Here is a 26,896-nt window from a genome sequence, read left to right on the forward strand (position 1 = left end):
ACTTTTTGTAGGGTATCTCTGTTTAAACTTGGTACACTCTGTCCCATCGAAATCCATCTGGGGTAAATATGTCTACTCAATCCCATCTTAGTACAAACCAACAATATAGCGCCTTTTCCGTACTGGTCGTCGATGATGAATTAGGCATGCAAGCCATCTTGAAAAAGGCATTGGGTAAGCTTTTTTCACATGTCGATACAGCTGGTAGCATCGAAGAAGCAGAACAACTGCGTAATTCTCGACATTATGATCTGATCTTACTGGATATTAATCTGCCAGGGCGTTCTGGAATTGAGTGGGAAGAAGCGTTTGAAGATGATGACAAACGTGCCGATGTGATTTTTATGACGGGTTATGCGGATTTAGAAATTGCCATTCGAGCGCTACAGCTCGGTGCTTCCGACTTTATCCTCAAACCATTCAACCTTGAGCAGATGTTAAAAGCGGTCAGTCGCTGTATGGATCGCCGTTTGAACGAACGCATGCAGTACGCCATGACACGCGATTACCAACGTCACAATACCTCAGAGATCATCGGCGGCTCAGAAAAAACGCGCCTGCTTAAGCAACTTATTAACCAATTTGCACCATCACGCGCTTCTGTTTTGGTGGAAGGTGAGTCGGGTACGGGTAAAGAGCTAGTTGCACGAGGTATCCACCAGGCGAGTGGGAGAACGGGCCCGTTTGTGCCAATCAACTGCGGCGCGATTGCACCTGAGCTTTTAGAGAGTGAGTTGTTTGGTCATACATCGGGCGCGTTTACCGGTGCAAAAAAATCGCGTGAAGGTTTGTTCCGTGTTGCTAACGGTGGCACCTTATTTCTTGACGAAATCGGGGAGATGCCACTTGCAATGCAGGCATCATTATTACGTGTGTTAGAGCAGCGTACGATTCGCCCTGTCGGTTCAGAAAGAGAGATCAGTATTGATGTCCGTATCGTAGCGGCAACCAACCGAAACCTGCAAGAAGAGGTCAATCAAGGTAATTTCCGCAGTGACCTCTATTACCGTTTAAACGTTCTGAAAATTGAAGTGTGTCCGCTGCGAGAGCGCAAAACCGACTTATTTGAGTTGGTGCCATTTTTCAGCAACATGCTGACGCGCGAGCTCGGTATGCCTGCGCCCAAATGGGCGCACGAGGACATGGAAGCCATGAGTGAGTACGATTGGCCGGGAAACATTCGTGAGCTGAAAAACTTGATTGAGCGTTGTATCTTGCTTGGCAAACCACCTGCACACTATTGGCGAGAGCTGAATGGCGGGCATTCACTGCCTAATGTATCGATTACTGTTTCTCACTCTGCTGAGTTACCAACCTTTAGAGAAGGCAAAGAATTTACTGGCGAAGGCTATCCAAACAGCTGGACGTTAAAAGAAGTCGAGAAAGCACATATTAAACAAGTCGTTAACTTGCATGAAGGCAATAAGTCTGCTGCTGCTCGTGACTTGGGCGTAGCTCGCAAGACCTTAGAACGTAAATACAAAGAATGGGATTCTGAGGATGAGGAATATGCCGACTAACGGCCCACAGCACAAAGGATTGTCAAAATGGACGCACCGTTTTAAAACCATGGTGCGTTATCGTTTGTTATTCTTAACCTCTGCGCCGATTTTCCTCACGTTGTTAGCTCTGATCGGCATTACCATTTATTGGTCTATTCATTACACGTGGCAAAATGCGCTGCTTGATGTCTCGGAACGTCTTGGTGTTGCAAATAACAGTGTAACGTTGTTACAGCAAAAGCAAGCCAATTACGTGCGGGCGTTTGCCGATTCGTACGATTTCCGTATTCGCATTAATAAAGGAACGCCACAAGGTGACCTGCAAAAGTGGGTCACAGAGCAGAAGAAAAGATATGCTTTAGATTTTCTCTCTTTCCAACGCGTTAATTCCATGGAAAACAAATTTCGCTTTATGGATCTCACCAAGCGCGAATCGTTTTTTGATGTACTCAATAAAGAAGAACTCGAACGCCTCGATCCTGAACTCGCCAAACGAGCAGAAGTGCCTATTCTTGCTGATGGTGACAGGGAGGCGCGTGGGTTAGTCAGTCGAACCGTGATTCCGGTATACAGCCAAGCGAACGATTTGATCGGCTTTCTGGATGGTGGTTTGCTCCTTAACAACAGCACAGTGCTGGTGGATCAAATCCGCGATCTCATTTACTTAAGTGATAATGACCGCCTTCGCCCTGTGGGTACGTTGACGGTATTTCTCGATGATTTGCGTGTGAGCACCAACGTTCCTTTAGACAGCGATCATAGGCTAGGGCGCGCCATAGGCACTCGCGTGAGCGCAGAAGTGTATAACCAAGTACTTTCGAAGGGTGAACAGTGGGTTGATCGCGCTTATGTGTATGACGCTTGGTATATTACGGCGTATCAACCAATCAAAGACCAATACGACAATGTTATTGGTATGCTTTATACGGGTTACCTCATGTGGCCATTCGTTAAAGCCTACATGACGAACATTGCCGAAATCAGCTTGATTACGGTTATGTTATTGCTGGTTTCCGGCGTGATGGTATATCGCGGTTCTTATGATCTGTTTCGACCGATCGAACGCATTCATAAAGTGGTGAAGCAGGTCCAACAAGGTAAAGAAAAACGGATTGGCCCGTTAGGATTAGATGCCGATCATGAACTTGCGCAGTTAGCCAGACAGTTTGATGATATGTTAGACGCGCTAGAAGAGCGCAAAATTGAACTGAAAAACTCCGCAGCTCAACTTGAATGCAAAGTTCAAGAGCGTACGGCAAGCCTGAGAGAAAAAACCCAAGATCTTGAACTGCATATTCAATTGCTCAACCAAACCCGCGACAAACTCGTTGTTCATGAAAAACTGGCAGCATTGGGAGAACTCACCGCGGGGATTGCTCACGAAATTAATAACCCAACCGCCGTGATTCTTGGCAACGTAGAATTGATCCATTTTGAATTGGGTGACGATGCAAGTCGAGTACAAGAGGAGATTGATGCGATTCACGCGCAAATTGATCGTATCCGCAATATCACACGCAGTTTATTGCAATACAGTCGCCAAGGCGGTGTTCAAGATGAAATCACTTGGCAACATGTCAATCCTATTATTGATGAAAGCATCACCTTGGTTAAAACTGGCACCAAGAAACGCGACGTTGAGTTTGTGACTGACCTACAAGCGCATACGTCCGTTGAGATAAACCGTCACCACTTGCTACAAATCTTAGTTAATTTGCAAATGAACGCCATTCACGCAATGAGCGGTAAAGGAACTTTAACAGTAGTCAGTGAAGACTGGATTGAAGAGGGCGAAGTGAAAGGAGCTGCGATTCATGTTATCGATGAGGGCTGCGGTATTAAACCAGAAAACTTGAGTCGAATCTTCTCGCCATTTTACACAACGAAACGAGAAGGCACAGGGTTAGGGCTATCGGTCTCCCAAAGTATTCTCAGCCAAACGGGTGGTGAGTTAAAAGCAGAGTCTGAATGGGGAACAGGCAGTAAATTCAGTATTTATTTACCTAAAAAAGCCGAACTGATCCTAGAGGTGACGAACATCGCTTAGTCACTTTTTTGAAGCATTAATGGAAAAAGAGCCACTGACGATAGTGGCTCTTTTTTGTATTTAATGACGCATTTATGTTTACGCTTTTGCTTCTTAGAAACCTTACAATGATTTCACTTGGAGTGAATTAATAAAAACAACACTTGCAGTATGTAGCATGAACAAGTACCGTTGCCCGGTTTTTCTAAATACACCCCAATTGCTAAGGTAAAGGTTTTGATCTCCACAGCGAATATTACTCAACAATTCGGCGCTAAGCCGCTATTCGAAAACATTTCAGTTAAGTTCGGCGAAGGCAATCGCTATGGCTTAATTGGAGCTAACGGTTGTGGTAAATCAACCTTTATGAAGATCCTCAGCGGCGAGCTTGAGCAAACCAGCGGTAACGTAAGCTACGATCCAAACGAGCGCGTTGCAAAACTGAACCAGGACCAGTTCGCTTACGAAGAATTTACGGTAATCGATACCGTCATCATGGGCCATAAAGAGCTATGGGAAGTGAAGAAAGAGCGTGACCGCATCTACTCACTTGCTGAGATGAGCGAAGAAGACGGCATGAAAGTGGCTGACTTAGAAGTTCAGTTTGCTGAAATGGACGGCTACATGGCAGAAGCCAAAGCGGGCGAGCTTCTTCTTGCTGTAGGTATCCCAATGGAGCAACATTTCGGTCTAATGAGTGAAGTAGCACCAGGCTGGAAACTTCGTGTGCTTCTAGCGCAGGTTCTATTCGCAGACCCAGATGTGATGCTTCTTGACGAACCTACCAACAACTTGGACATGGACACAATCCGTTGGTTGGAAGATACGCTAAACGCGCGTAACTGCACAATGATCATCATTTCGCACGACCGTCACTTCCTAAACTCAGTATGTACACACATGGCTGACTTGGACTACGGTGAGCTACGCGTTTACCCTGGTAACTACGACGAGTACATGACGGCGGCTTCTCAAGCTCGCGAACGTCTACTAAACGACAACGCGAAGAAGAAAGCACAAATCGCTGAGCTACAAACGTTCGTTGCACGTTTCTCTGCAAACGCATCGAAAGCAAAACAAGCGACATCTCGTGCGAAGCAAATCGACAAGATCAAACTGGACGAAGTGAAAGCGTCTAGCCGTCAAAACCCATTCATTCGTTTTGAACAGTCTAAAGAGCTGTTCCGTAACGCTCTGATTGTAGAAAACCTGAGCCAAGGTTTTGAAGAGGACTTGTTCTCAGACTTCAATGCAATTTTTGAAGTGGGAGAGCGCGTTGCGATCATCGGTGAAAATGGTGTGGGTAAAACAACACTTCTAAACACGCTTGCTGGTGTACTTGAACCGCGTGCTGGTGAGTTCAAATGGTCTGAAAATGCAAACATCGGTTACTACGCGCAAGACCACGCGCATGACTTTGCAGAAGACATGAACCTAACGGATTGGATGGGTCAATGGCGTCAAGAAGGTGATGACGAGCAAGTCGTTCGTGGTTTCCTTGGTCGTATGCTATTTGGTCAAGATGACATTAAGAAGTCAGTAAAAGTACTGTCTGGTGGTGAGCAAGGTCGTATGCTGCTTGGTAAGCTAATGATGCACAAGCCAAACATGCTGCTAATGGACGAACCAACCAACCACATGGACATGGAATCGATCGAATCTTTGAACACGGCGCTTGAGCAATACAAAGGCACGTTGTTCTTCGTCTCTCACGACCGTGTATTCGTAGACTCACTAGCAACGCGTATTATCGAAATCCGCGATGGTAAAATCACAGACTTTAAAGGCACTTACTCTGAGTTCCTAAAATCTCGTGGTGTTGACGCGTAATTACTCGCAAAGCGTTTAAAAAGCAAAAGCCTCGCTATTTAGCGAGGCTTTTTTGATATTTGGCCTTAATCCTTAAACTGACCTGTTATATACGCATAGAGCCCGACTACGCCAAAGGTAATAATCATAGAAAGCATGATACCGCTGGGCGTAAGCAGAAAATTCCACAATTGGTCATTATTCATAGTCCACATCCTCTGTGAATCCGCATTATTGGTTTTAGTTTACACTGAAAAGGTGTTATTGGTTGCCTTTTACATCAAATTCAACCTTGTCGGCTCCTGTAAAAACTTGGAAGCGCAAACCTTTCGCACGCGCAATGGTTGTAATACCAAATTGCTTCGCTAGATCTAACCCCATTTGAGTAACGCCAGAGCGAGAAAGCAGAACAGGAATGCCCATTTGAGCCACTTTAATCACCATCTCTGATGTAAGGCGACCAGTTGTGTAGAAAATTTTATCTTCACCTGTTTCTTCTTTGAGCCACATCTCACCTGCAAGTGTATCCACTGCGTTGTGACGGCCGACATCTTCCACAAATGATAACACCTCATTTCCTTTGCAAACCGCACAGCCGTGTACTGCGCCCGCTTTTTTGTAGGTGTCGTTGTAATGGGTTAACGCTTCCAGCGCAGAATAAATTTCTGACTGCTTAAGAGAAGCTTGAGGCACTTGATAATTTTCAAGCTGCTTCATCACGTTGCCATACATAGTGCCTTGGCCACAACCTGAGGTGACGGTTTTCTTTTTCAGGGCGCCTTCTAAGTGTTCAGTGTTTTCTTTAGTAATCACCGCTGCGGAATGCGTTTCCCAGTCAATAATAACGGATTCAATCGCGGCTGGATCGGACAGGAAGCTTTGGTTTTTTAAATAACCCAGTACTAGTGCTTCTGGACGCGAACCTAGCGTCATGAGCGTGACCACTTCTTTCCAGTTCAGCATGACCGTAAGAGGACGCTCGCACGCGATTTGCTTTGTCAGTTTTTCGCCGTACTCGTCGTACACATCGACTTCAATGGTTTGCAGGGGATTTTCACTGGTTTTAATAATGTTTGGTTTCAGCACAGTCGTGTCCTAGTGATTAAGAGCGTTAGGTTGCTACGCATTTTAGCTTTTTAAGTGGCTAGCAAATCTCATTCCAAAATAGCGGTTCCCACAGAAATTGCGAGGTTTTATGTCAACAATGCATTAAAACTGCGAGTTCGCAGTAATGACACATCAATACATTTGAGTTTCGTCTAGTTTGGTACTTATAGCCTGAGGGAGTATATAGACTAAGTTATATCAGCTTGGCGCGTTTATTGCTTCGAAGACAATAAAAATGGTCGAAAACGGGGGCAAAATGTCCTGTGTGTTTTCAGACCAAAAATAGAAAGACTGGGTGAGTTATGTCGGATAAGAAAGATTTCGAAAAAAATTACGAAAAGACTGAGGATACATGGCCAATCGGCGTAGAGCTTGTTGAGCATGAGATCAGTACAGGGATTTGGGTGACAACCCAATGGCAGTTGACAGGATTTGCGCTGAATCCGACGGAAGAGACTCCAGATGTTTGTCTGTTGCAATTACATAAAGACGAGCGTACAGACTACCGTTTTAACTTAAGCTCTCAGCAACCTAAACTCTTTTTAGTGATGGATAACGTCGAGTCTGGTGAAAAACCAGCGATACAGCTACTGACGGCCTCACAATCTGTTGCGGCGCAATATATGGATGGTGATAACCTTGTACTATCTAACGATATGCCGTTAGCCGTTCAGGCTTGGATGGAAGCCTTTATTGGTCGTCACGGTGAGTTGTTAGAAGTAAGACGCAAGAAACGCAAAGGAGCAGGCAGAGCAAATGGCAACTAGTTTTTTAAGCCGTTGGTCGAAACGTAAACTAGAAGAATCTTCCCAACATGATGAAGAGATTACGCCGATAGCAGAGACGGAGCAATCCGAAGATAATGTCACAGCGCTTTCAAACGCTGACGAAAGCTCAGATGCTTTGAACATCGATGAGGATAGTCAGGCTCCAGACATTACCGCGAGTGTAGAGACTGAAAAAACCGAAGAAATGTCTGTGGCGCAACTGCTGGTTTCTGAAGCTTCAGAAAGCGTTAAGAAAGCCGCGCTGCGCAAAATGTTCTTGTCCGAAGAATTTAACGTGCGTGACGGCCTAGACGATTACGATGATGATTACAGTAACTTAAAGTCACTTTCTCAAGACGTCGCTGAGACGCTGCGTGATTGGGTTAAAGACAAAGTGGAAGACGAACCAGACGCTGAAACTGCGCAAGGGTCTGAGCTTAACGCTAACGATATCGCATCTGAGGTAGTTGAAGACGCAGAGTCAAACACCGACAAAAGTGGCCAAATTACTCAAGATGAAAATAAACTGTATATAAATACAGTTCCTGGCGAAGGTGATACTTTTGCTGAAGAATCACAGCCTAACGAGGTGAGACAAAATATACCACACAAAGAATAGGTACATTTTGACTAAACACTCAATGAGCCGGCTGAGACAAAATGTCTCAACCGGTTTTTTTATCCCTACTATTTGCCAGTAAAATTGATAACCTATTGATTTTTAGTTGATATTTTATTGGCATGACGCTTGCTTTCTGTTGCTCAATACCAATCTGGTTGAAGTTAGTACGGACGCACTGCGTAGTATTCATCGCCTATAGATGGCGGAATAAGAATGCTCATTGATAAGTTAATCAGCAGAATCTCCGGCGCTAACTACACTAAGAGATGGAAAAGACTATCCATGTTCATAAATGGAATTGAGCAATGCTGAAACAATTATTAGAACAAGCAACTTCCAATAACGGTAAAGCGAGGCTGTACGCTTTCGAAAATACCGTAGAGTTGACCAATCTTATTCCACCAACCGTAAGCTATGAAAGCGGCGGTAATACTTTGATTGTGGGCCCAACAGCAATCATCGAAAGTGCGGCAGCGCAATTGTCGCAAATGAACAGCCTAACGCTGCTTTCTACCGATGGCGAAAAGGGCACAAATCCCGAGCTTTATTACGCCAATTCGGTTCAGGTTTCAGGGTTCTTAGGTACGTTTGAAGTTCTGATTGAAAATCATGGTTCGACCAACAATCTTGCCAAGGTCGCGATCAATAGCGATTGTTTCGATATCGTACTCGATCTTTGCCTTAACAGCTGCATGTCGGAAGAAGTCCCAGTACCGGGCTACTACCCAGTAGGTCGTGGCTATCCGAAACTGGCTGAAGCGTTGGAAGAGATTCCAACCTTAATGGGGACGTTCGATAAACCGAAATTTTTCCGTTTAGATACCGATTTATGTGCACACAGCTCTCGTGGCGTAAAAGGTTGCGAACGGTGTGTGGATGCTTGTCCGGCAGGGGCACTATCGAGTGAAGGCAGCGACAAAACGGGCCATCGCATCGAGATCAACCCATACCTATGTCAAGGCGTGGGTACTTGTGCTACAGCGTGTCCGACAGAAGCGATTCATTACGCACTGCCAAACCCTGAAGATACGCAAAAGTTTATTGAACGTACGCTCGCCAACTATGAGCAAGCGGGTGGTTTAGATCCTATCGTATTGATTTGCAGTTCTCGCCACGAGAGCTACAACGTGATGGCACTAAAAGCACTGCCAGATAATGTGATTCCAATTGTGGTGGAAGAACTGCCTTCGGTTGGTATTGATACTTGGTTCGCCGCGCTTGTGAATGGTGCTACTCAGGTGCTGTTTGCGGCTTCACGTTTTATGCCTCAAACCATTATTCGTGTGCTTAATAGCGAAGTAGGTATTGCTCAAGAGCTGCTCGGTCAGCTTGGTATCGCCAAAGAAACCATCGACATTCTGTATCTAGAGTCACTACGTGAAGGTGCTCCGACACTTTGTACCGAGTCTTTTGATTTGGCATTAGGAGACTTGCAAGGCAACAAACGTCAGCGTCTATTTACGGCGTTGGATGCGTTGTCCGCATCACGTATTCCAGTTGAGAACATTGTTGAACTTCCAGCGAACGCACCTTACGGCACAGTCTCTTGTGAAAGTAAAGGTTGTACGTTGTGTATGAGCTGTGTGGCGGTGTGTCCAACACGTGCATTGCATACGGACGGTCGATCTCCGTCGCTTAAATTCGTCGAGCAAGACTGCATTCAATGTGGGCTGTGCGAGAAAGCGTGTCCAGAGAAAGTGCTGACGCTTACTCCTCGTATGAACTGGGTGAAAGAAGAACGCCAGAAAGCGGTTGTGATTCATGAAGAAAAGGCAGCCGAGTGCATTCGTTGTCACAAGCCCTTTGCTCCGCAATCGATGATCGACATGCTACAAAACAAGTTACGCGGTCACTCTCATTTCTCTGATGAAGCGGCGATCAATCGTATCGCGATGTGTGAAGACTGCCGTGTGATCGACATGTTTGAGTCGATGGCAGAAGACCCAATGAAACAATTAAAATACTAGGAGCTCGCAGTGGACACACAACAAGAACAAACACTGAGAACAGACATTTATCTCGTTCTATCTGCACTTTTTCGTAGTGCGCCTAGTGATGAAATGCTGGCGTTCCTGAAATCGCTAGAAATTGAACCGTCTGAGAGCGCGATGCAAAAAGCTTGGCTCGCACTGCAACAAGCCGCGAACGAAGCGCAGCGAGAAGCGTTAGAAGAAGAATATCAAGATCTGTTTATTGGCATTGGACGTGGTGAAGTTGTGCCATTCGGATCTTGGCATCGCACTGGCTCGATGATGGAAAAACCGTTAGCGGAAATTCGTCGCGATTTGGATCTTTTAGGCATCGAACGAGAAGAGAACGTGAAAGAGCCTGAAGACCATATTTCTGCACTGTGCGAAGTGATGGCAATGCTGACAGGTGAAGAGGAAGAACTTCAACAAGCGGTGTTTAACAAACACATCGCCCCTTGGTTCCAATCTTTTACGCGCCAACTAGAGAGCGCAGAAAGCGTGAACTTCTACAAGCCAGCTGCACAGCTTTGCGACGCGTTTTTAACGTTAGAGCAAGTGCGCTTTAGCGTGAACACCAAAAGCAGTAAGAACAAATTAAAAATTGATGTGAAAAACGTCACTGATTACGAGTAATCGAGCAGTACTTGGTCATATCGATAGAGAGGCATGAGTCTCCAAAGATCTACCGTAAGGTAAGGAAGCAATGATGAAAGATAATAAAGAAATAAACACGAGCCGTAGGGATCTCCTAAAAGGCTTCACAACCGCTGCCGTTGCCGGTGCTGTTGTTGCGGGAACCACGAAAGTGGCCGTTGCTTCAGAAACGGTTGAGCCTTCTGAAAAAGACGTGAAGAAGAAAGGGTATCGTGAAACACAACACATTCGCGATTACTACGACACACTTTAGGAGATAACGGATGAAACTTGTCAAACGCTCCGACAGTGTGAGCAAAGAAACGAACCAGCTTGGCGTATCTCGTCGTGCATTCATGAAAAACACTTCGCTTGCCGCTGGTGGTGCAGTGGTTGGTGCTAGTCTATTCGCACCGGGAATGATGAAAAAAGCGCAAGCAAAATCAGTCGATCCAGAAGCGAAAACAGAAGTAAAACGTACTATCTGTTCTCACTGTTCAGTGGGTTGTGGTATTTACGCAGAAGTTCAAAATGGTGTTTGGACGGGTCAAGAGCCTGCATTCGACCACCCATTTAACGCCGGTGGTCACTGTGCAAAAGGCGCAGCACTGCGTGAACATGGCCACGGTGAGCGCCGTCTTAAATACCCAATGAAGCTTGAAAACGGTAAGTGGAAAAAGCTTTCTTGGGATCAAGCGATCGAAGAAATCGGTAACAAGGTGATGGACATCCGCAAAGAGTCTGGGCCTGATTCGGTTTACTTCTTGGGAAGCGCAAAGCACAGCAACGAACAAGCGTACTTGTTCCGCAAAATGGCATCACTTTGGGGTACGAACAACGTTGACCACCAAGCGCGTATTTGTCACTCAACAACCGTGGCGGGTGTAGCAAACACTTGGGGTTACGGTGCGATGACCAACTCTTTCAATGACATGCACAACTGTAAGTCGATGCTGTTCATTGGTTCAAACCCAGCTGAAGCACACCCAGTGGCGATGCAGCACATTCTGATCGCGAAAGAGAAGAACAACTGTAAGATCGTCGTAGCGGATCCTCGTCGTACACGTACGGCAGCAAAATCGGATCACTATGTATCACTTCGTCCTGGTTCTGACGTAGCATTCATTTGGGGTGTGTTGTGGCACATCTTCGAAAACCAATGGGAAGATAAAGAGTTCATCCGTCAACGTGTATTCGGTATGGATGAGATCCGTGCTGAAGTGGCGAAATGGACGCCAGCAGAAGTTGAGCGCGTAACAGGCGTAAGAGAAGAAGACGTTTACCAAACAGCAAAACTGCTTTCTGAAAATCGCCCAGGCTGTATTGTTTGGTGTATGGGTGGTACTCAGCATACTACTGGTAACAACAACACACGTGCTTACTGTGTGCTTGAGCTAGCGCTTGGTAACATTGGTAAATCAGGCGGCGGCGCAAACATCTTCCGTGGTCACGATAACGTACAAGGCGCAACCGACCTTGGCGTACTTTCTGACACGCTACCGGGCTACTACGGCCTTTCTGAAGGCGCTTGGCGTCATTGGTCAAAAGTGTGGGAAATCGATTACGAATGGATCAAAGGTCGTTTCGATGACAACGCTTACAGCGGTCAGAAACCAATGCACAGTGCAGGTATTCCTGTATCTCGTTGGGTTGATGGTGTACTGGAAAACAAAGACAACATTCGTCAGCGCGAAAACATCCGTGCAATGTTCTACTGGGGACACGCAGTGAACTCTCAAACACGTGGTGTTGAGATGAAAAAAGCGATGCAGAAGTTGGACATGATGGTGATTGTGGACCCTTACCCAACGGTTGCTGCGGTAATGAACGACCGTACCGACGGCGTTTACCTGCTTCCTGCAACAACACAGTTTGAAACACACGGCAGCGTTACCGCATCTAACCGTTCCCTACAATGGCGTGATCAGGTGATTGAACCTTTGTTTGAATCAAAACCAGACCACGAAATCATGTACCTGCTTTCGAAGAAACTGGGCTATTCCGATCTTCTGTTCAAAAACATCCGTGTTGAAAACAACCAGCCGGTGATTGAAGACCTAACGCGTGAATTCAACAAAGGCATGTGGACGATTGGTTACACAGGCCAAAGCCCAGAGCGTTTGAAAGCGCACCAACAAAACTGGCATACGTTCCACAAAACCACATTGGAAGCGGAAGGTGGTCCTGTCAACGGTGAAACATATGGTCTACCTTGGCCATGCTGGGGCACACCAGAAATGAAACACCCAGGTACACACATTCTGTACGATACGTCTAAGACGGTTGCAGAAGGTGGCGGTAACTTCCGTACGCGCTTTGGTGTGGAATTTGAAGGCAAGAGCCTTCTTGCAGAAGACAGTTATTCGAAAGGCTGTGAAATCAAAGACGGTTACCCAGAGTTCACTGACAAGTTGTTGAAACAACTTGGTTGGTGGGACGACTTAACTGCTGAAGAGAAAGTGGCAGCAGAGGGTAAAAACTGGAAGACTGACCTTTCTGGCGGTATTCAGCGTGTCGCGATCAAGCACGGTTGTATTCCATTTGGTAACGCGAAAGCGCGTGCGATTGTTTGGACGTTCCCAGACCGTGTGCCACTGCATCGTGAACCACTTTACACACCACGTCGTGACCTTGTAACGGATTACCCAACTTGGGAAGACAAAGATGCAATCTTCCGTGTTCCTACGTTGTATAAATCCATTCAAGAGCAAGACAAATCGGGCGAGTACCCAATCGTTCTGACTTCTGGCCGTCTGGTTGAATACGAAGGTGGTGGTGAAGAGACGCGTTCAAACCCTTGGCTTGCCGAGCTTCAACAAGAAATGTTTGTTGAAGTGAACCCGAAAGACGCGAACGATCTTGGCTTTAGAGATGGTGATGATGTTTGGGTTGAAGGTGCAGAGAAAGGACGAATCAAGGTGAAAGCGATGGTAACACGTCGTGTGAAACCTGGTTTGGCGTTCATTCCGTTCCACTTTGGCGGTAAGTTCGAAGGTGAAGACCTACGCCCTAAATACCCAGAAGGTACACAACCTTACGTTGTTGGCGAATCGGCTAACACGGCAACCACTTACGGTTACGACCCGGTTACCTTGATGCAGGAAACCAAAGTAACCCTATGTAACATTCGTAAAGCGTAAGGAGTCTGACAATGGCACGAATGAAATTTCTATGTGACACCAAACGCTGTATCGAGTGTAACGGCTGTGTTACTGCATGTAAGAACGAAAACGACGATGCGCTTGAATGGGGCATTCAACGTCGCCGCGTGGTAACACTAAACGACGGTGAAGCTGGTGAAAACTCTATCTCTGTTGCTTGTATGCACTGTACCGATGCACCTTGTATGGCAGTTTGTCCAGCAGACTGTTTCGAACATACCGAAGACGGCATCGTTCTTCACAATAAAGATCTGTGTATCGGTTGTGGTTACTGTTTGTTTGCTTGTCCGTTTGGCGCACCTCAATTTCCTAAACAAGAAGCGTTTGGTGAACGTGGCAAAATGGATAAATGTACTTTCTGCGCGGGCGGCCCAGAAACAGAGCCTGGCTCTGAGGAAGAACGTCAAAAATACGGTGCGAACCGTATCGCAGAAGGCAAGTTACCGATGTGTGCATCGCTTTGTTCAACTAAAGCGCTGCTTGCGGGTGACGCAGAGAAAGTCTCTGACATTTTCCGTCAACGTGTGGTAGAACGCGGCGCGAAAAACGCAGGTTGGACAGACGGAAACGATCTTTCTTACGATGCGACGAAAAGCTAAGTAAGGAGAGGCACATGTTAAACACGCTTAAACGTGCATCTTTAGCAATGCTGTCAATGATGACAGCATTGCTGCTGACTTTCGCAATGCCTGCTTCAGCAGAGGAACAATCTTCTAAAGTTATTCAACAGGAGATCACGCAACTCGCCGGGGCAGACTATTGGCGCGAAGTCAGAGAGGGGCAAGAAGGCTACACCACGTCTCAATCGCCAGAACATGGCGTATTGATCAGTAAACCTGGTGAGACTTGGTACATTCTAAAAGAGAAATGGATGTCTCCAGCGGGTGCTGTCGCGATTTTCGGCAGTATTGCAATGGTAATCATGGCTTACGTATTCGTTGGTCCTTTGATGCTTAGCAAGCCGCGTACTGGTAAAAAAATGAAGCGTTGGTCTCGTTTAGACCGCGCGCTTCACTGGAGTATGGCGTTTACATTCTTAACGCTGGCATTCAGTGGTTTGATGCTGGTTTACGGTAAGCACTTCTTAAAACCGTACGTTCCTACTGAGTTCTGGGGCTTTATCGTCATGTTGGCGAAGCAGTACCACAATTACATGGGACCATTGTTCTTCATTTTACTGATGCTCGTGCTCTTTAAATGGTGGCGCAAGTCGATTCCAAACATGACAGATGTTCGTTGGTTTATGAAAATGGGCGGCATGGTTGGTAAACACAAAGGCACACATCCGTCAGCTGGTTTCTCAAACGGTGGTGAGAAGGCAATCTATTGGTTGTTAATCTTCTTTGGTGCTATCGCGGCAGTGAGTGGCTTAGTTCTGGACTTTCCTATCTTTGGCCAAACTCGCCGTGACATGGAGCTTTCTAACTTAGTTCATGCGATTTCGGCGCTGATTCTAATCTGTGGTTTTATCTTCCACATCTATATTGGTCTATTCGGTATGGAAGGTGCGCTAGAAGGCATGGTGACAGGTGAAGTTGATGAAACATGGGCGAAAGAGCATCACGATCTTTGGTATGAGGAAGTGAAGTCCAAAGAAGCGATGGGTGAAACAGATACGGCACAAACGGAAGTAAAAGGAGCGAAAGCGAATGAACAAACCTCATAACGGGATTTGGGTTGCGTACATCCTGAGCTGTCTGACCCCGTTTACGTTTCTGATCTCAGGCGTTATCGCAATTATCTATGCGGGTTACCGATTAGATAAGGGAGAAGACAGCGACGTAGTGATTTCTCATTACTACGGTTTAATTCGCACCTTCTTTCTCTACCTGACGTTTTTTGTTGTGTTGATCGTCACCGTCGCGACTTCTAACGGTGTACTCGTTGGCGTGAGTGATTATTGGTTGCATAGTACTTTGCTTGAAACCATCGCTTACTTTATTCCTTGGGTAGGGATGGTGTTTGCTGCATTAGCCATCCTGGTGTGGTTTATGCGAATGTTTCAAGGGATGCAGCAACTGCTCAATAACCAACCACACAGACCATCGACAGGTCCAAACCTTTAATCAGTATTCTTTAAGCAAAACCGCCGTAATAGGCGGTTTTTTTGTTGCTGTTTTGTCTCAAATATGAAGCACTTAGTCGCAGTGGTGATACTTGATGCAACTTATTGAGTGAATTTACGTAACTGGGCAGAAAATCATAGTTAAGTAAGAAACATGTAAAAAAATCGCGTCACGATGAGACATTAGTCTCACTCACGCTATTGTTCATTTACTCAGGATTCATCGTCCCGTTAAAGTACGCTGCGCTCAGAAATTCAAAGAGTTGCATACGTGAAAATTGCCATCAATACATTCAGTCTACGCATACAGAGGAATCTCTATCGGAGGATGTTTGATTAAGGCATCTTGCTCTCACAAATAAAAAGAGCGAAACGAGCATTAAATGATGCGGCAAGGTAAGAAAAGGACAAACACGTTACGGCTATGATCCCTCAATTCGTCATTCCTATCACGAATCGCTTTGGCGAAAGTTATCACTTCTCTGGTCAGTTACTTACTAGCGGCGAACCTAAAACATTCGTGACCAAACAAGAGGCAATAGAGTTTCTTGAGAGCTTTGGTGAGCTTGACCTTCGCTCTGTCGAGGACTTGTTCTATGCGATTGGTCAATTCAAGCCAAACATACCTGACGGTGAGCTTACTTCCCAACACTATAATTCAACGTTTGCCAATGCTTTGATGAACGGTGATTTGCATGTCGCTCGAATTGTACCTACCGGCGAAAACTACGCACTCTCGTCAGCGGTTACGCCTCCACCGACTCAAAATACCGTCAATGCAAAACCATCGAAGGGAAAGGGGAAGTCGAATAAAAAGAGTGGCAGAAGTGCCGCATCCGCCAAGCCTCAGCAACAAAGCAGCGAAAAACATGAGAAAGCCGGTGATCCTGTATCACTTGTGACGGGTGAAGAAATTCTCGAACTCTATGATATCGAGCTACAACAAGGTACTACTTGGCAGCGTACTTACCGCTCTTCGCAGTCGGATGTAAATCATGGAATGGGCTTTGGTTGGCGACATGCATTTCAGTTTGAATTACGCGAGAAGACCGACGAGAAAGACAACGTTATCGCTTGGGAGTTTGTTGACGATAAGGCAGATATCACAGAATTTGAGCCAGTAGATATTGGAGCAACAAGTTACCAGATATACGCTGGTGCGAGCTGTTATTTCCTGAGCTCAACAACTCGGATTGTAACGCTCGCTAGTGGGCATCAATATCGGTTTGAGCAAAAAGATGATCGTTGGCTAGCTAAACAAGTTAGAAATGGCACGTTTTCAACGTTTCAATTGCAGTATTCTCGAAACCATCGATTGATCGAGATCGCATATAACAAGCGTCCGGTTCTTGAATGTCAATATGATAAGCAAGGACGCCTTGTAGAACTGCTTAATGCAAAGTCCCAAAAAGTTCTGGCAGCTTATACCTATGATGAGCACGATGATTTGGTCAGTGCAACTAATCATTTGGGCCTAAAGGAACAGTATCAATACCTCGGCCATTTAATTATTAAGCGTGTACGACCAACTGGCTTTACTCATTATTTTGAATGGGATGGCGAAGGTGCAAAAGCGAAGTGCATCAGAAACGTTGGGGACGCAGGAATTTATGACTATCGCTTCCATTATCAGGGAAATCATTCTTCTTATTCTGACTCGTTAGATCATCAATGGTCTTTCTTGCATGACGAGCAGGGTAACTTACTCGAGAAAATAAGCCCCACAGGTAGAACTTGGCGATGGCAATATGATGAATTGGGACGAAAAGCACAAGCTATCTATCCTGATCAGTCAACGGTCAATTATCAATATAATCAGCATGGTCAATTAGTTTCTAAGTTTCATTCCTCTGGCAAAGAAATTCAATATGGCTATGACGGCTTAGGTAAGTTAGTTAAAACGGTTTCACCTGACGGGGATATCGAGAAGGCTTACTACAATAGTCTCGGTCAAAGAGTTTGGGATACCGATCAGTTCGGCTGTGTCACGGAGTATGATTACGATAAACACGGTCAAGTCGTCAAAAAAGAGTCTGAAGATGGTAAGAAAAGTCAGTGGTGGTGGGATGAACAACAAAGACTTATCGCGAATGAAATAGACGGTACATTACTTCGTTACAGCTACAACGAAGAAGATCTAGTGAATGGCGTCGCTTATCCCGATGGGTGTATTGCTCAACTCGCTTATGATCAATTCGGCAGGCGTACATCAGTTCGTTATTTTAACGACGAAGACAAAGTCGGTTATAGCGAAGAATATTCTTACGATGAGCACAGTCGTGTTGCTCAGATTCGGACGCCAGCAGGCATTACCTCGTATCAATGGGGAGCACTCGCGCAACAAGAAGCAGTCATCTTTCCCGATGGCAGCCATATTTCTTACGAATACGATCAACAACGTAACCTGACTAAATTAGTTCGGAGTGACGGCTTAGAGTTCGAATTCCTGTATGACGATGAAGGCCAGCTATCAGGAACTATTGGGTTTGATAATCTACAAAGCCAATTTGATTATGACGATATGGGGCGGATCCATCGTAAGCAAGTCGCCGATAGGACCGTGCTGTACCGCTATGACGCTGCGGGTTATCTCAAGCACGTCAAAGCAGGAAATGCTAGCAGTATTGTAGAGCACCACTTCAATTATACGCTTAGTGGGCGACTTACTTTCGCATCCAATCGCCATCAAACACTGCAATACCAATACTCTTCATTCGGGCATTTAACAAAGCGCATTCAAGGTCAGTTTGAGATAGCGCAGGAGTTTAACAGAGTTGGCCAACGCGTATCTCAGGTACTGCCAGATAATACGGAGCTGAACTTCTCTTATGATCGATATGGGCGTTTTTCAGCGATTCGGTTTGGAAACCTAGATTTACCTCAAATCAAATTTCATTACGATGAAATGGGACGAGTTTCCCAAATTGAAACGGCATATTTTAATGAGCGCATCATTTATGATGGTGTTGGTCGTTTGGTTGAACAGCATTGGCCAGATAGAGAGAAAAAGTACGTTTACAACGCACAAAACCGTATTTCATCAATCATTGATAATACGGCAGGAGCAACGCACTATCAGTACGATACCTTAGGGCAACTTAAACGAGTCAATGCTTCCGGAGATGTGACTAAATTTGAATACGATAGTTTTGGCAATCCTACTTTGCCAACTTCAGAGGTATTCGCTGATCGTATTGAAGTACACGATGATGTACGGTTCAAATATGACGCGCAAGGAAACCAGACAAAACGTGAGGGGCAAGGACACGTTCAGACTCGCGTATTTGATGCGTTAAATCAGCTCATTGAAGTTCACACCGACGATGGTATCAGTCAATATGAATATGATGCATTAGGGCGCAGGACGAAGAAAATTACACAACAAGGCGTTACGGAGTTCTTGTGGGAAGGGGAACGTTTAATTGGTGAACGCTCTTCAGGTGCTTTCCGCTGGTACCTATATCAACCCGAAACCTACACGCCAGTGGCACTGCTAGAAAATGACGTTATTTATTGGTACCAGTGCGATCAAGTTGGTAAACCAGAGCGACTAATCGATTGCGAAGGGAATGTTGTATGGAGTGCCAGTTACGATGCTAACGGCTTTGCTCATGTACATATTGAAAATGTAGCAAATCCACTGCGTTTTCAAGGACAGTACTTCGATCAAGAAACCGACTTACACTACAACCTCGCTCGGTATTACGATCCTAAGCTAGGACGCTTTATCCAACAAGATCCGATATCTATTGCTGGTGGCATTAACCATTACCAATATGCAGTCAACCCAATTCAATGGATTGACCCAACAGGTTTCCTATGTGAAGAAGGGCTAAAACGCTTGGGTCAAATGTTGGCAGAGTATCAGGCGCAAAGCGATGTCCCCCAAGAGGTTTGCGATCAGATTTTAGAAGCAGCAAAAGAGTCATCCGTCGGAGAAGATGGCGTTCGCTCGCAAGTCAAAATCCGAAAACCCAAAGGTAAAAATCATATTCGATATGAATACGATTTAGACCATATTGATTGCGAGAAGAACGAGATTACTTTTTATCGCCACATTAATCATTCTGACGGAAGCAAACATGAAGTGCAGTACGTAGTCGGGATAGAAGAGTTTGTTAATGCTCACGTGTTTGATTCAGAGAAGGTCGGTGGCGATAAGGCCTGCACCATCTTCACCGAGGACCTAGTGCTGAATAAAGCGGATTACAAGGATAACTCAGAATTCGAATTCAATAATAAGGATGAGGATGAGAAATACAAACTTTCTGAAGAATGCAAACAAAAGGTTGATGAGTGTTTAGCAGAACGTCAAAAGGCAATGGATGCGCGTAGCGGCGAAGAAGGGCATAACGCCCAAATTGCTAAAATTAACCAGCAGTCAGCAAAAATTGGTGAGTTGGTCGCGGATGACTTTGTTCGGAATATACGCCCTAATGCTAAGTTGATCCATCCCAAAGACCTTGCAACTTCGGGATCGAAACCAGGTGATTTCGATATGGTGTACCTCTCAGATGATCCTGAAGAAATCATCATCGTCGAGGCTAAGGGTGGCAGCAGCCCGCTCGGCAGTCGTAAAATTGGAAATATGGCATATCAGCAAGGGACAACTGAATATACAGCAGCAATTATTGGTGAGATGTCTAAGCAAGAACAAGGTACAACGGAAAAGATTGCTGCAAATCACATCAAATCCGCTATCAAAGATGATATTCCGATTCGTTATATTCATACACAAGCAGAAATATCTTCAGATGGTAAAGTCTCGAAAATTAAAGCGAAAGAATTTGATATAGACATGGGAGAATTTGGAAATGTTTGATGCCAAGGAATTAAAAAAGATTGAGCGATTGGCTCATATTAGTCTAACTCAAGCGGCAATAGATGCTTACAGAGAAGAAGTAAAAGAGAACTTAGATAAACGAAAAAGGCGCATTGCGATAAAAAGAGAAAACTTGGTTTATTTGAGTGATGATGTGTCTGAGCAAATTCGCCTGTATACATGGCTACCTCCATTAAATGATGATGAGAGAACCGGCACACTATGTCTATATGAAGCATCATTAATGCGTGCATTTTATCATCAGCTCGCCATGAGACCTGACGAGCCTCAAAGTATTCAATTACCTGGATACCCGGAAGTAACCTGGAAAGGTGAAGGTATTTTAAAAACGGGGTGTTTACACCCTAACCGATGGCTTGATGCTTATTTCACTTCGGTGATCGTGCGTGACAGGCCAAGTATGGACGTATTGGCGAGCTTTCCGATTTCTCTGATGAAACAAAGTTCTACGAAGGCTGGTGAGCTTTCTTACATGCTGGTGGATGTGATTCAGTCATTCCACAACCGCACATCGGATTACCCCGATAAGCTAGTCGCAGCAATGGACGCTGCAGTTGCTCAGGGTGATGACTGGGCATTAGAAATCGCCATGGGCATTTTAGAAACCTTTGCCGCCCTGACAACCGATATTGATTATGACTTTGAAGAGGTACTCATTAAGAACCTGCAGTTCCAGGAGCAATATCAAATGCGCTTGGATGCTCCTAAAAAATTGATTTCAATCGAAACCTTCATCTCTTTCCCTCTGCTTGGCATGGCTTGTATGTGGTACGACAAAGGTAACTGTTTATCTGTTGAAACCGGTTGGCTTCCTCCTTATCTCGTTGAAGGGCGTTGGCTAGAAGATGTAAAAGTAGGGAAGATCACACGATAAATTATCATTTATATAGAAATTCAGTATATAAGCCACCTTTCACGAGGTGGCTTATATGTTTACCGATATTCAATCAACCCCATCCAGTGGATTGACCCAACAGGTTTTCTTTGTGAAGAAGGGCTAAAACGCTTGCAGAAAATGCTGGCTGAGTATCAGGCGCAAAACAACGTTCCCCAAGAGGTTTGCGATCAGATTTTAGAAGCAGCAAAAGAGTCATCTGTCGGAGAAGATGGCGTTCGTTCGCAAGTCAAAATCCGAAAACCCAAAGGTAAAAACAATATTCGATATGAATACGATTTAGACCATATTCATTGTGAGAGAAACGAGATTACTTTTTATCGTCATATCAATCATTCAGATGGCAGCAGACACGAAGTGCAGTATGTTGTTGGGATTGAGGAATTTGTAAATGCGCATGTTTTTGACTCAGAGAAAGTTGGCGAGGAAGAAGGTTGCACGATCTTCACTGAAGATCTTGTGCTGAATAAAGCAGAGTATAAAGAAAACTCAGAACTCAATATGAGTGATTATGAGCTAACAGAAAAAAACAAAGCAAAAATTGATGAATGCTTGAAAGAGCGTCAAGAGGCAATGGACGCTCGAACTGGCGAAGAGGGATATAATGCTCAAATTGGCAATATTAACCAACAGTCTGCAAAAATTGGTGAGTTAGCCGCGGATGACTTTGTCCGGAGTAAACGTCCTAATGCTAAGCTGCTTCATCCCAAAGATATTGGAACCTCAATTTCGAAGCCGGGCGATTTTGATATGGTTTACGAGGTGGAAGAGCCGCCACCAGGTGAAATTATAATTGTTGAGGCCAAAGGGGGTAGCAGCCCGCTGGGTAGCAGAAAAATTGGAAATATGGCATATCAGCAAGGGACAACGGAATACACTGCCGAAATCACCAACCTAATGTCTGAAAAAAAGGAAGGAACGACTGAAAAATTAGCTGCCGACGAAATTCAATACGCCGCTTTATCCGGCAGAACTATTCGATATATACATACTCAAGCGAATATCCCTGAAAGTGGTAAGGCCTCAGATGTAAAACTAGAAGTGGCAGAGTTTAAAATTGATTCAAAAGGATTAAGTCAAAATGCAAAGTAAAGAATCGGTCAAATTTTTAGAGCGAAAAGCAAATCCTGAACTTGACACACAAGCCATTGTGAATCGGAAAAAATTTATAAACCGGGTTTTAGATAACAGAAAAGAAGGTCTTAAAGTCAGGCGAGAAAACTTGGTTAGTCTTGGTGATTTTGCCATTGACCAGGTTCGCTGGTATACCTGGTTTCAAGCCTCTCATGAAGACGAACAAATTTGTACATTACGCCTTTATGAAACTTCTTTAATGGGAGCCTGTTATCATCAACTTGCTATGAATCCCAATGAAGAATTAACTATCAAGATCCTTGACTATCCTGAAGTAAAGTGGGACGGGGAAGGCATTTTAAAAACGGGGTGCATAAATCCTAATAGATGGATTGATATGTATTTTATATCGGCAATTGTGCGTGACAGGCCAAGTTTAGACGCATTGGCGAACTTTCCGATTTCTTTGATGATACAGAGCTCTACCAAAGCGGGTGAGCTGTCTTATATGCTAGTAGACGTCATTCAGTCGTTCCACAATCGCACATCGGATTATCCTGATAAGCTGGTTGCAGCAATGGACGCAGCGGTAGCTCAAGGGGATAACTGGGCGTTGGAAATTGCGATGGGGATCCTAGAAACCTTCGCAGCGCTCTCTACTGACATTGGTTATGATTTTGAGGAAGTGCTCGTTAAAAACCTACAGTTTCAAGAGAAATATCATCTTAGAGAATTAGGACCAGATAGGATAGGCATCCGCACGTTCATTAATTTCCCTCTGCTTGGCATGGCTTGTATGTGGTACGACAAAGGCAACCGTTTATCTATTGAAACCGGTTGGCTTCCTCCTTATCTCGTCGAGGGGCGTTGGCTAGAAGAAGTAAAAGCAGGGAAGATCACTCGATAAATTATCATTTAGTTAGAAATTCAGTATATAAGCCACCTTTCACGAGGTGGCTTATATGTTTACCGATATTCAATCAACCCCATCTAGTGGATTGACCCAACAGGTTTCCTCTGTGAAGAAGGGTTAAAATGCTTACAGCAAATGCTGGCAGAGTATCAGGCGCAAATAACGTTCCCCAAAAGGTAAAAATCATATCCGATATGAATACGATTTAGACCATATCGATTGCGAGAGAAACGAGATTACTTTTTATCGTCATATTAATCATTCAGATGGCACCAGACACGAAGTGCAGTATGTTGTTGGGATTGAGGAGTTTGTCAATGCGCATGTTTTTGACTCTGAGAAAGTTGGTGGGGAGAAAGGTTGCACGATCTTCACTGAAGATCTTGTGCTGAATAAAGCAGAGTATAAAGAAAACTCAGAACTCAATATGAGTGATTATGAGCTAACAGAAAAAAACAAAGCAAAAATTGATGAATGCTTGAAAGAGCGTCAAGAGGCAATGGACGCTCGAACTGGCGAAGAGGGATATAATGCTCAAATTGGCAATATTAACCAACAGTCTGCAAAAATTGGTGAGTTAGCCGCGGATGACTTTGTCCGGAGTAAACGTCCTAATGCTAAGCTGCTTCATCCCAAAGATATTGGAACCTCAATTTCGAAGCCGGGCGACTTTGATATGGTTTACGAGGTGGAAGAGCCACCACCAGGTGAAATTATCATTGTTGAGGCCAAAGGGGGGAGCAGTCCTTTGGGTAGTAGAAAAATTGGAAATATGGCATATCAGCAAGGGACAACGGAATACACTGCAGAAATCACCAACCTAATGTCTGAAAAAAAGGAAGGGACGACTGAAAAAATAACAGCAAGAAAAATTCAACATGCAGCTTCGTTCGGTATACCTATTCGATATATACATACTCAAGCAAACATCCCTGAAGGTGGGAATGTCTCAGATGTAAAAGTAGAAGTGTCAGAATTTAAAATTGATTCCAAAGGACTAAGTTAAAATGCAAAGTAAAGTTGTAGAACGCAAAGCAAACCCTGAGTTGAGTGAAAGTGGAGTTTCTTCTGAGAAAGAATTTATCAATAAGATACTAGATCAGCGAAAAGAGGGTCTTAAAATCAGGCGGGAAAACCTGGTCAGTCTTGGTGATTTCGCCATTGACCAGGTTCGCTGGTATACCTGGTTTCAAACCTCGCATGAAGACGAACAAATTTGTACATTACGTCTTTACGAAACTTCTCTAATGGGCGCTTGTTATCATCGACTTGCTATGAATCCCAATGATGAATTAACTATCAAGATTCTCGACTATCCTGAAGTAAAGTGGGACGGGGAAGGCATTTTAAAAACGGGGTGCATAAATCTTAATAGATGGCTTGATATGTATTTCATATCGACAATTGTGCGTGACAGGCCAAGTATGGACATATTGGCGAACTTTCCAATTTCTTTGATGAGGCAGAGCTCTACCAAAGCGGGTGAGCTGTCTTATATGCTAGTAGACGTCATTCAGTCGTTCCACAACCGCACACCGGATTATCCTGATAAGCTGGTTGCAGCAATGGACGCAGCGGTAGCTCAAGGGGATAACTGGGCGTTGGGAATTGCGATGGGGATCCTAGAAACCTTCGCAGCGCTCACTACTAACATTGGTTATGATTTTGAGGAAGTGCTCGTTAAAAACCTACAGTTTCAAGAGAAATATCATCTTCGAGAATTAGGACCAGATAGAATAGGGATCCGCACGTTTATTAATTTCCCTCTGCTTGGCATGGCTTGCATGTGGTACGACAAAGGCAACCGTCTATCTGTTGAAACTGGTTGGCTTCCTCACTATCTCATCGAAGGACGTTGGTTAGAAGATGTAAAAGCAGGGAAGATCATTCGATAAACTCCTTTAGCAAATCAATATATAAGCCATCTCTCATGGGGTGGCATTACCAATATGCAGTCCACCATATCCAGTGGGTTGACCCAACAGGTTTGGGGCAGCCAATGCTGACATAGTATAAAAAAGTCTGAACTCAATACGAGTGATTATGAGCTAACAGAAAGAAACAAAGCAAAAATTGATGAATGCTTGAAAGAGCGTCAAGAGGCAATGGACGCTCGGATTGGCCAAGATGGATATAACGCGCAAATAAGTAAAATCAATAGACAATCGGCAAAAATTGTGAAACGGTCGAGGATGACTTTGTTCGGAGTAAACGTCCTAATGCTAAGCTGCTTCATCCCAAAGATATTGGAACCTCAATTTCGAAGCCGGGCGACTTTGATATGGTTTACGAGGTGGAAGAGCCACCACTAGGTGAAATTATCATTGTTGAGGCCAAAGGGGGAGCAGTCCTTTGGGTAGTAGAAAAATAGGAAACGAAGCATGTCAGCAAGGAACGTCTAAATATGCAGCGGCAATAGTTGGTAAGATGTCTAGGAATGGGCGAAATACAACAGAGTGGGAAACAGCTAAATCAATAAGAAACGCTTCGAGGAGTGGACGCCCAATTAGATAGATACATACTAAAACCCCAATCTCTGAACCAGGGAAAGTTTCAAAGATTAAAGTAAAAGAATTTAATGTAGATTTAGGGAAGTTTTAAAATGTCTGACAAAATTAAAATAAAAAGAAATGCTGATCCAAAGCTGACCTCGGAGTTAATCAAAGGCTATAGTTCTGATATTGATGAAGACCTTGACACGCGCAAAGAGGTAATCAGTATTCGTAGAGAAAACTTAGTTGCTTTAAGTGATGAATCGTTTTATCTAGTGAGATGGTACTCGTGGTTCCCACACTCCATAGAAAATGAACAAATCGGAACACTTTGCCTGTATGAAGCGTCATTAATGCGCGCGTTTTATCATCAGTTAGCGATGAGGCCTGACGAACCTCAAAGTATTCAATTACCTAGATACCCAGAAGTGACCTGGAAAGGCGAAGGTATTTTAAAAACAGGCTTCATTTGTCCTTCAATGTGGCTAGATGCCTATTTTACCTCTGTCATCGTCCGTGACAAAGCTAGCATGGATGTGTTGGCGAACTTTCCGATTTCTTTGATGAGACAGAGCTCTACTAAAGCGGGTGAGCTGTCTTACATGTTAGTAGATGTCATCCAGTCGTTTCATAATCGCACACCGGATTATCCTGATAAGCTGGTTACAGCAATGGACGCAGCGGTAGCCCAAGGGGATAACTGGGCGTTGGAAATTGCGATGGGGATCCTAGAAACCTTCGCGGCGCTCACTACCGACATTGGTTATGACTTTGAGGAAATGCTCGTTAAAAACCTACAGTTCCAAGAGAAATACCAAATGAGGCTTGATAAGCCAGAGGACTTGATTTCTATAGAAACTTTCATATCCTTCCCTCTTCTTGGCATGGCCTGTATGTGGTACGACAAAGGCAACCGTTTATCTATTAAAACCGGTTGGCTTCCTCCTTATCTCGTCGAGGGGCGTTGGCTAGAAGATGTAAAAGCAGGGAAGATCACTAGATAAACTCCTTTAGTTA

General features: G+C 44.6%; 18 protein-coding genes and 2 pseudogenes. 19 read left to right on the plus strand and 1 reads right to left on the minus strand.

The window, feature by feature from the left end:
- The first annotated feature begins 68 nt into the window (after nucleotides 1-68).
- From R7Z78_RS06235 to R7Z78_RS06245, 3 genes are all read left to right on the plus strand, one after another.
- Nucleotides 69-1,520: a sigma-54-dependent transcriptional regulator gene (locus R7Z78_RS06235; protein WP_017820677.1), complete on the plus strand. Its 1,452-nt coding sequence runs from the start codon at nucleotides 69-71 to the stop codon at nucleotides 1,518-1,520.
- Nucleotides 1,510-3,549 carry a cache domain-containing protein gene (locus R7Z78_RS06240; protein WP_005389520.1) on the plus strand — a complete coding sequence of 680 codons (2,040 nt, stop codon included), beginning with the start codon at nucleotides 1,510-1,512 and terminating at the stop codon, nucleotides 3,547-3,549. Before R7Z78_RS06235 ends, R7Z78_RS06240 begins: the two co-directional genes overlap by 11 nt.
- Nucleotides 3,550-3,765: 216 nt before the next feature.
- Entirely contained in the window at nucleotides 3,766-5,358 is a 1,593-nt protein-coding gene (locus tag R7Z78_RS06245; protein ID WP_025766654.1) for an ABC-F family ATPase, read from the plus strand.
- A 240-nt stretch (nucleotides 5,359-5,598) separates the two neighbouring features.
- Here the strand turns inward: R7Z78_RS06245 and R7Z78_RS06250 are convergent, their stop codons facing one another.
- Nucleotides 5,599-6,423 carry a formate dehydrogenase accessory sulfurtransferase FdhD gene (locus R7Z78_RS06250; RefSeq protein WP_104975312.1) on the minus strand — a complete coding sequence of 275 codons (825 nt, stop codon included), beginning with the start codon at nucleotides 6,421-6,423 and terminating at the stop codon, nucleotides 5,599-5,601.
- 323 nt (nucleotides 6,424-6,746) lie between these two features.
- On the opposite strand from R7Z78_RS06250, the gene R7Z78_RS06255 reads away from it, so the two are divergent.
- The 16 genes and pseudogenes from R7Z78_RS06255 (at nucleotide 6,747) to R7Z78_RS06330 (ending at nucleotide 26,883) form a co-directional block, all read left to right on the plus strand.
- On the plus strand, nucleotides 6,747-7,211 hold the full coding sequence (locus R7Z78_RS06255; RefSeq protein WP_005389514.1) for a DUF3305 domain-containing protein: 465 nt from the start codon (nucleotides 6,747-6,749) through the stop codon (nucleotides 7,209-7,211).
- Entirely contained in the window at nucleotides 7,201-7,830 is a 630-nt protein-coding gene (locus R7Z78_RS06260; RefSeq protein ID WP_086046760.1) for a DUF3306 domain-containing protein, read from the plus strand. Before R7Z78_RS06255 ends, R7Z78_RS06260 begins: the two co-directional genes overlap by 11 nt.
- Nucleotides 7,831-8,138: 308 nt before the next feature.
- Entirely contained in the window at nucleotides 8,139-9,800 is a 1,662-nt protein-coding gene (locus R7Z78_RS06265; protein ID WP_017634908.1) for a 4Fe-4S dicluster domain-containing protein, read from the plus strand.
- Between the two features lie 9 nt (nucleotides 9,801-9,809).
- A complete protein-coding gene (locus R7Z78_RS06270; RefSeq protein WP_017820684.1) occupies nucleotides 9,810-10,436 on the plus strand; it encodes a molecular chaperone in 627 nt (208 codons plus the stop codon).
- Between the two features lie 73 nt (nucleotides 10,437-10,509).
- On the plus strand, nucleotides 10,510-10,710 hold the full coding sequence (locus R7Z78_RS06275; RefSeq protein WP_005396171.1) for a twin-arginine translocation signal domain-containing protein: 201 nt from the start codon (nucleotides 10,510-10,512) through the stop codon (nucleotides 10,708-10,710).
- 10 nt (nucleotides 10,711-10,720) lie between these two features.
- Nucleotides 10,721-13,576, plus strand: a complete 2,856-nt coding sequence (locus R7Z78_RS06280; RefSeq protein WP_053303069.1) for a formate dehydrogenase subunit alpha — start codon at nucleotides 10,721-10,723, stop codon at nucleotides 13,574-13,576.
- A gap of 11 nt (nucleotides 13,577-13,587) precedes the next feature.
- Entirely contained in the window at nucleotides 13,588-14,196 is a 609-nt protein-coding gene (gene fdh3B / locus R7Z78_RS06285) for a formate dehydrogenase FDH3 subunit beta (RefSeq protein WP_005377536.1), read from the plus strand.
- Nucleotides 14,197-14,210: 14 nt separating this feature from the next.
- Nucleotides 14,211-15,263, plus strand: coding sequence for a formate dehydrogenase subunit gamma (locus tag R7Z78_RS06290; RefSeq protein ID WP_005377534.1), 1,053 nt, complete (start codon nucleotides 14,211-14,213; stop codon nucleotides 15,261-15,263).
- Nucleotides 15,247-15,663, plus strand: a complete 417-nt coding sequence (locus tag R7Z78_RS06295; protein ID WP_005377532.1) for a membrane protein — start codon at nucleotides 15,247-15,249, stop codon at nucleotides 15,661-15,663. The genes R7Z78_RS06290 and R7Z78_RS06295 overlap by 17 nt, the downstream gene beginning before the upstream one ends.
- Before the next feature lie 423 nt (nucleotides 15,664-16,086).
- Nucleotides 16,087-20,484, plus strand: a complete 4,398-nt coding sequence (locus tag R7Z78_RS06300; RefSeq protein WP_104975313.1) for an RHS repeat-associated core domain-containing protein — start codon at nucleotides 16,087-16,089, stop codon at nucleotides 20,482-20,484.
- Nucleotides 20,477-21,379, plus strand: coding sequence for an immunity 49 family protein (locus tag R7Z78_RS06305; protein WP_053350543.1), 903 nt, complete (start codon nucleotides 20,477-20,479; stop codon nucleotides 21,377-21,379). Before R7Z78_RS06300 ends, R7Z78_RS06305 begins: the two co-directional genes overlap by 8 nt.
- Before the next feature lie 66 nt (nucleotides 21,380-21,445).
- Nucleotides 21,446-22,492, plus strand: a pseudogene (locus R7Z78_RS06310) (type IV secretion protein Rhs); the annotation flags it as partial.
- On the plus strand, nucleotides 22,482-23,381 hold the full coding sequence (locus tag R7Z78_RS06315) for an immunity 49 family protein (protein WP_169644508.1): 900 nt from the start codon (nucleotides 22,482-22,484) through the stop codon (nucleotides 23,379-23,381). The pseudogene R7Z78_RS06310 and the gene R7Z78_RS06315, both read left to right, overlap by 11 nt.
- Nucleotides 23,382-23,447: 66 nt before the next feature.
- Nucleotides 23,448-24,393: pseudogene (locus R7Z78_RS06320) on the plus strand (type IV secretion protein Rhs); the annotation flags it as partial.
- A 1-nt stretch (nucleotide 24,394) separates the two neighbouring features.
- Nucleotides 24,395-25,282 carry an immunity 49 family protein gene (locus tag R7Z78_RS06325; protein ID WP_104975315.1) on the plus strand — a complete coding sequence of 296 codons (888 nt, stop codon included), beginning with the start codon at nucleotides 24,395-24,397 and terminating at the stop codon, nucleotides 25,280-25,282.
- A gap of 707 nt (nucleotides 25,283-25,989) precedes the next feature.
- Complete coding sequence (locus R7Z78_RS06330; RefSeq protein WP_064353920.1) at nucleotides 25,990-26,883, plus strand: immunity 49 family protein; 894 nt, start codon at nucleotides 25,990-25,992, stop codon at nucleotides 26,881-26,883.
- Nucleotides 26,884-26,896 lie beyond the last annotated feature (13 nt).

The organism is Vibrio sp. 1167 (genome assembly GCF_033340375.1).
In the GTDB taxonomy this organism is placed as follows: domain Bacteria; phylum Pseudomonadota; class Gammaproteobacteria; order Enterobacterales; family Vibrionaceae; genus Vibrio; species Vibrio alginolyticus.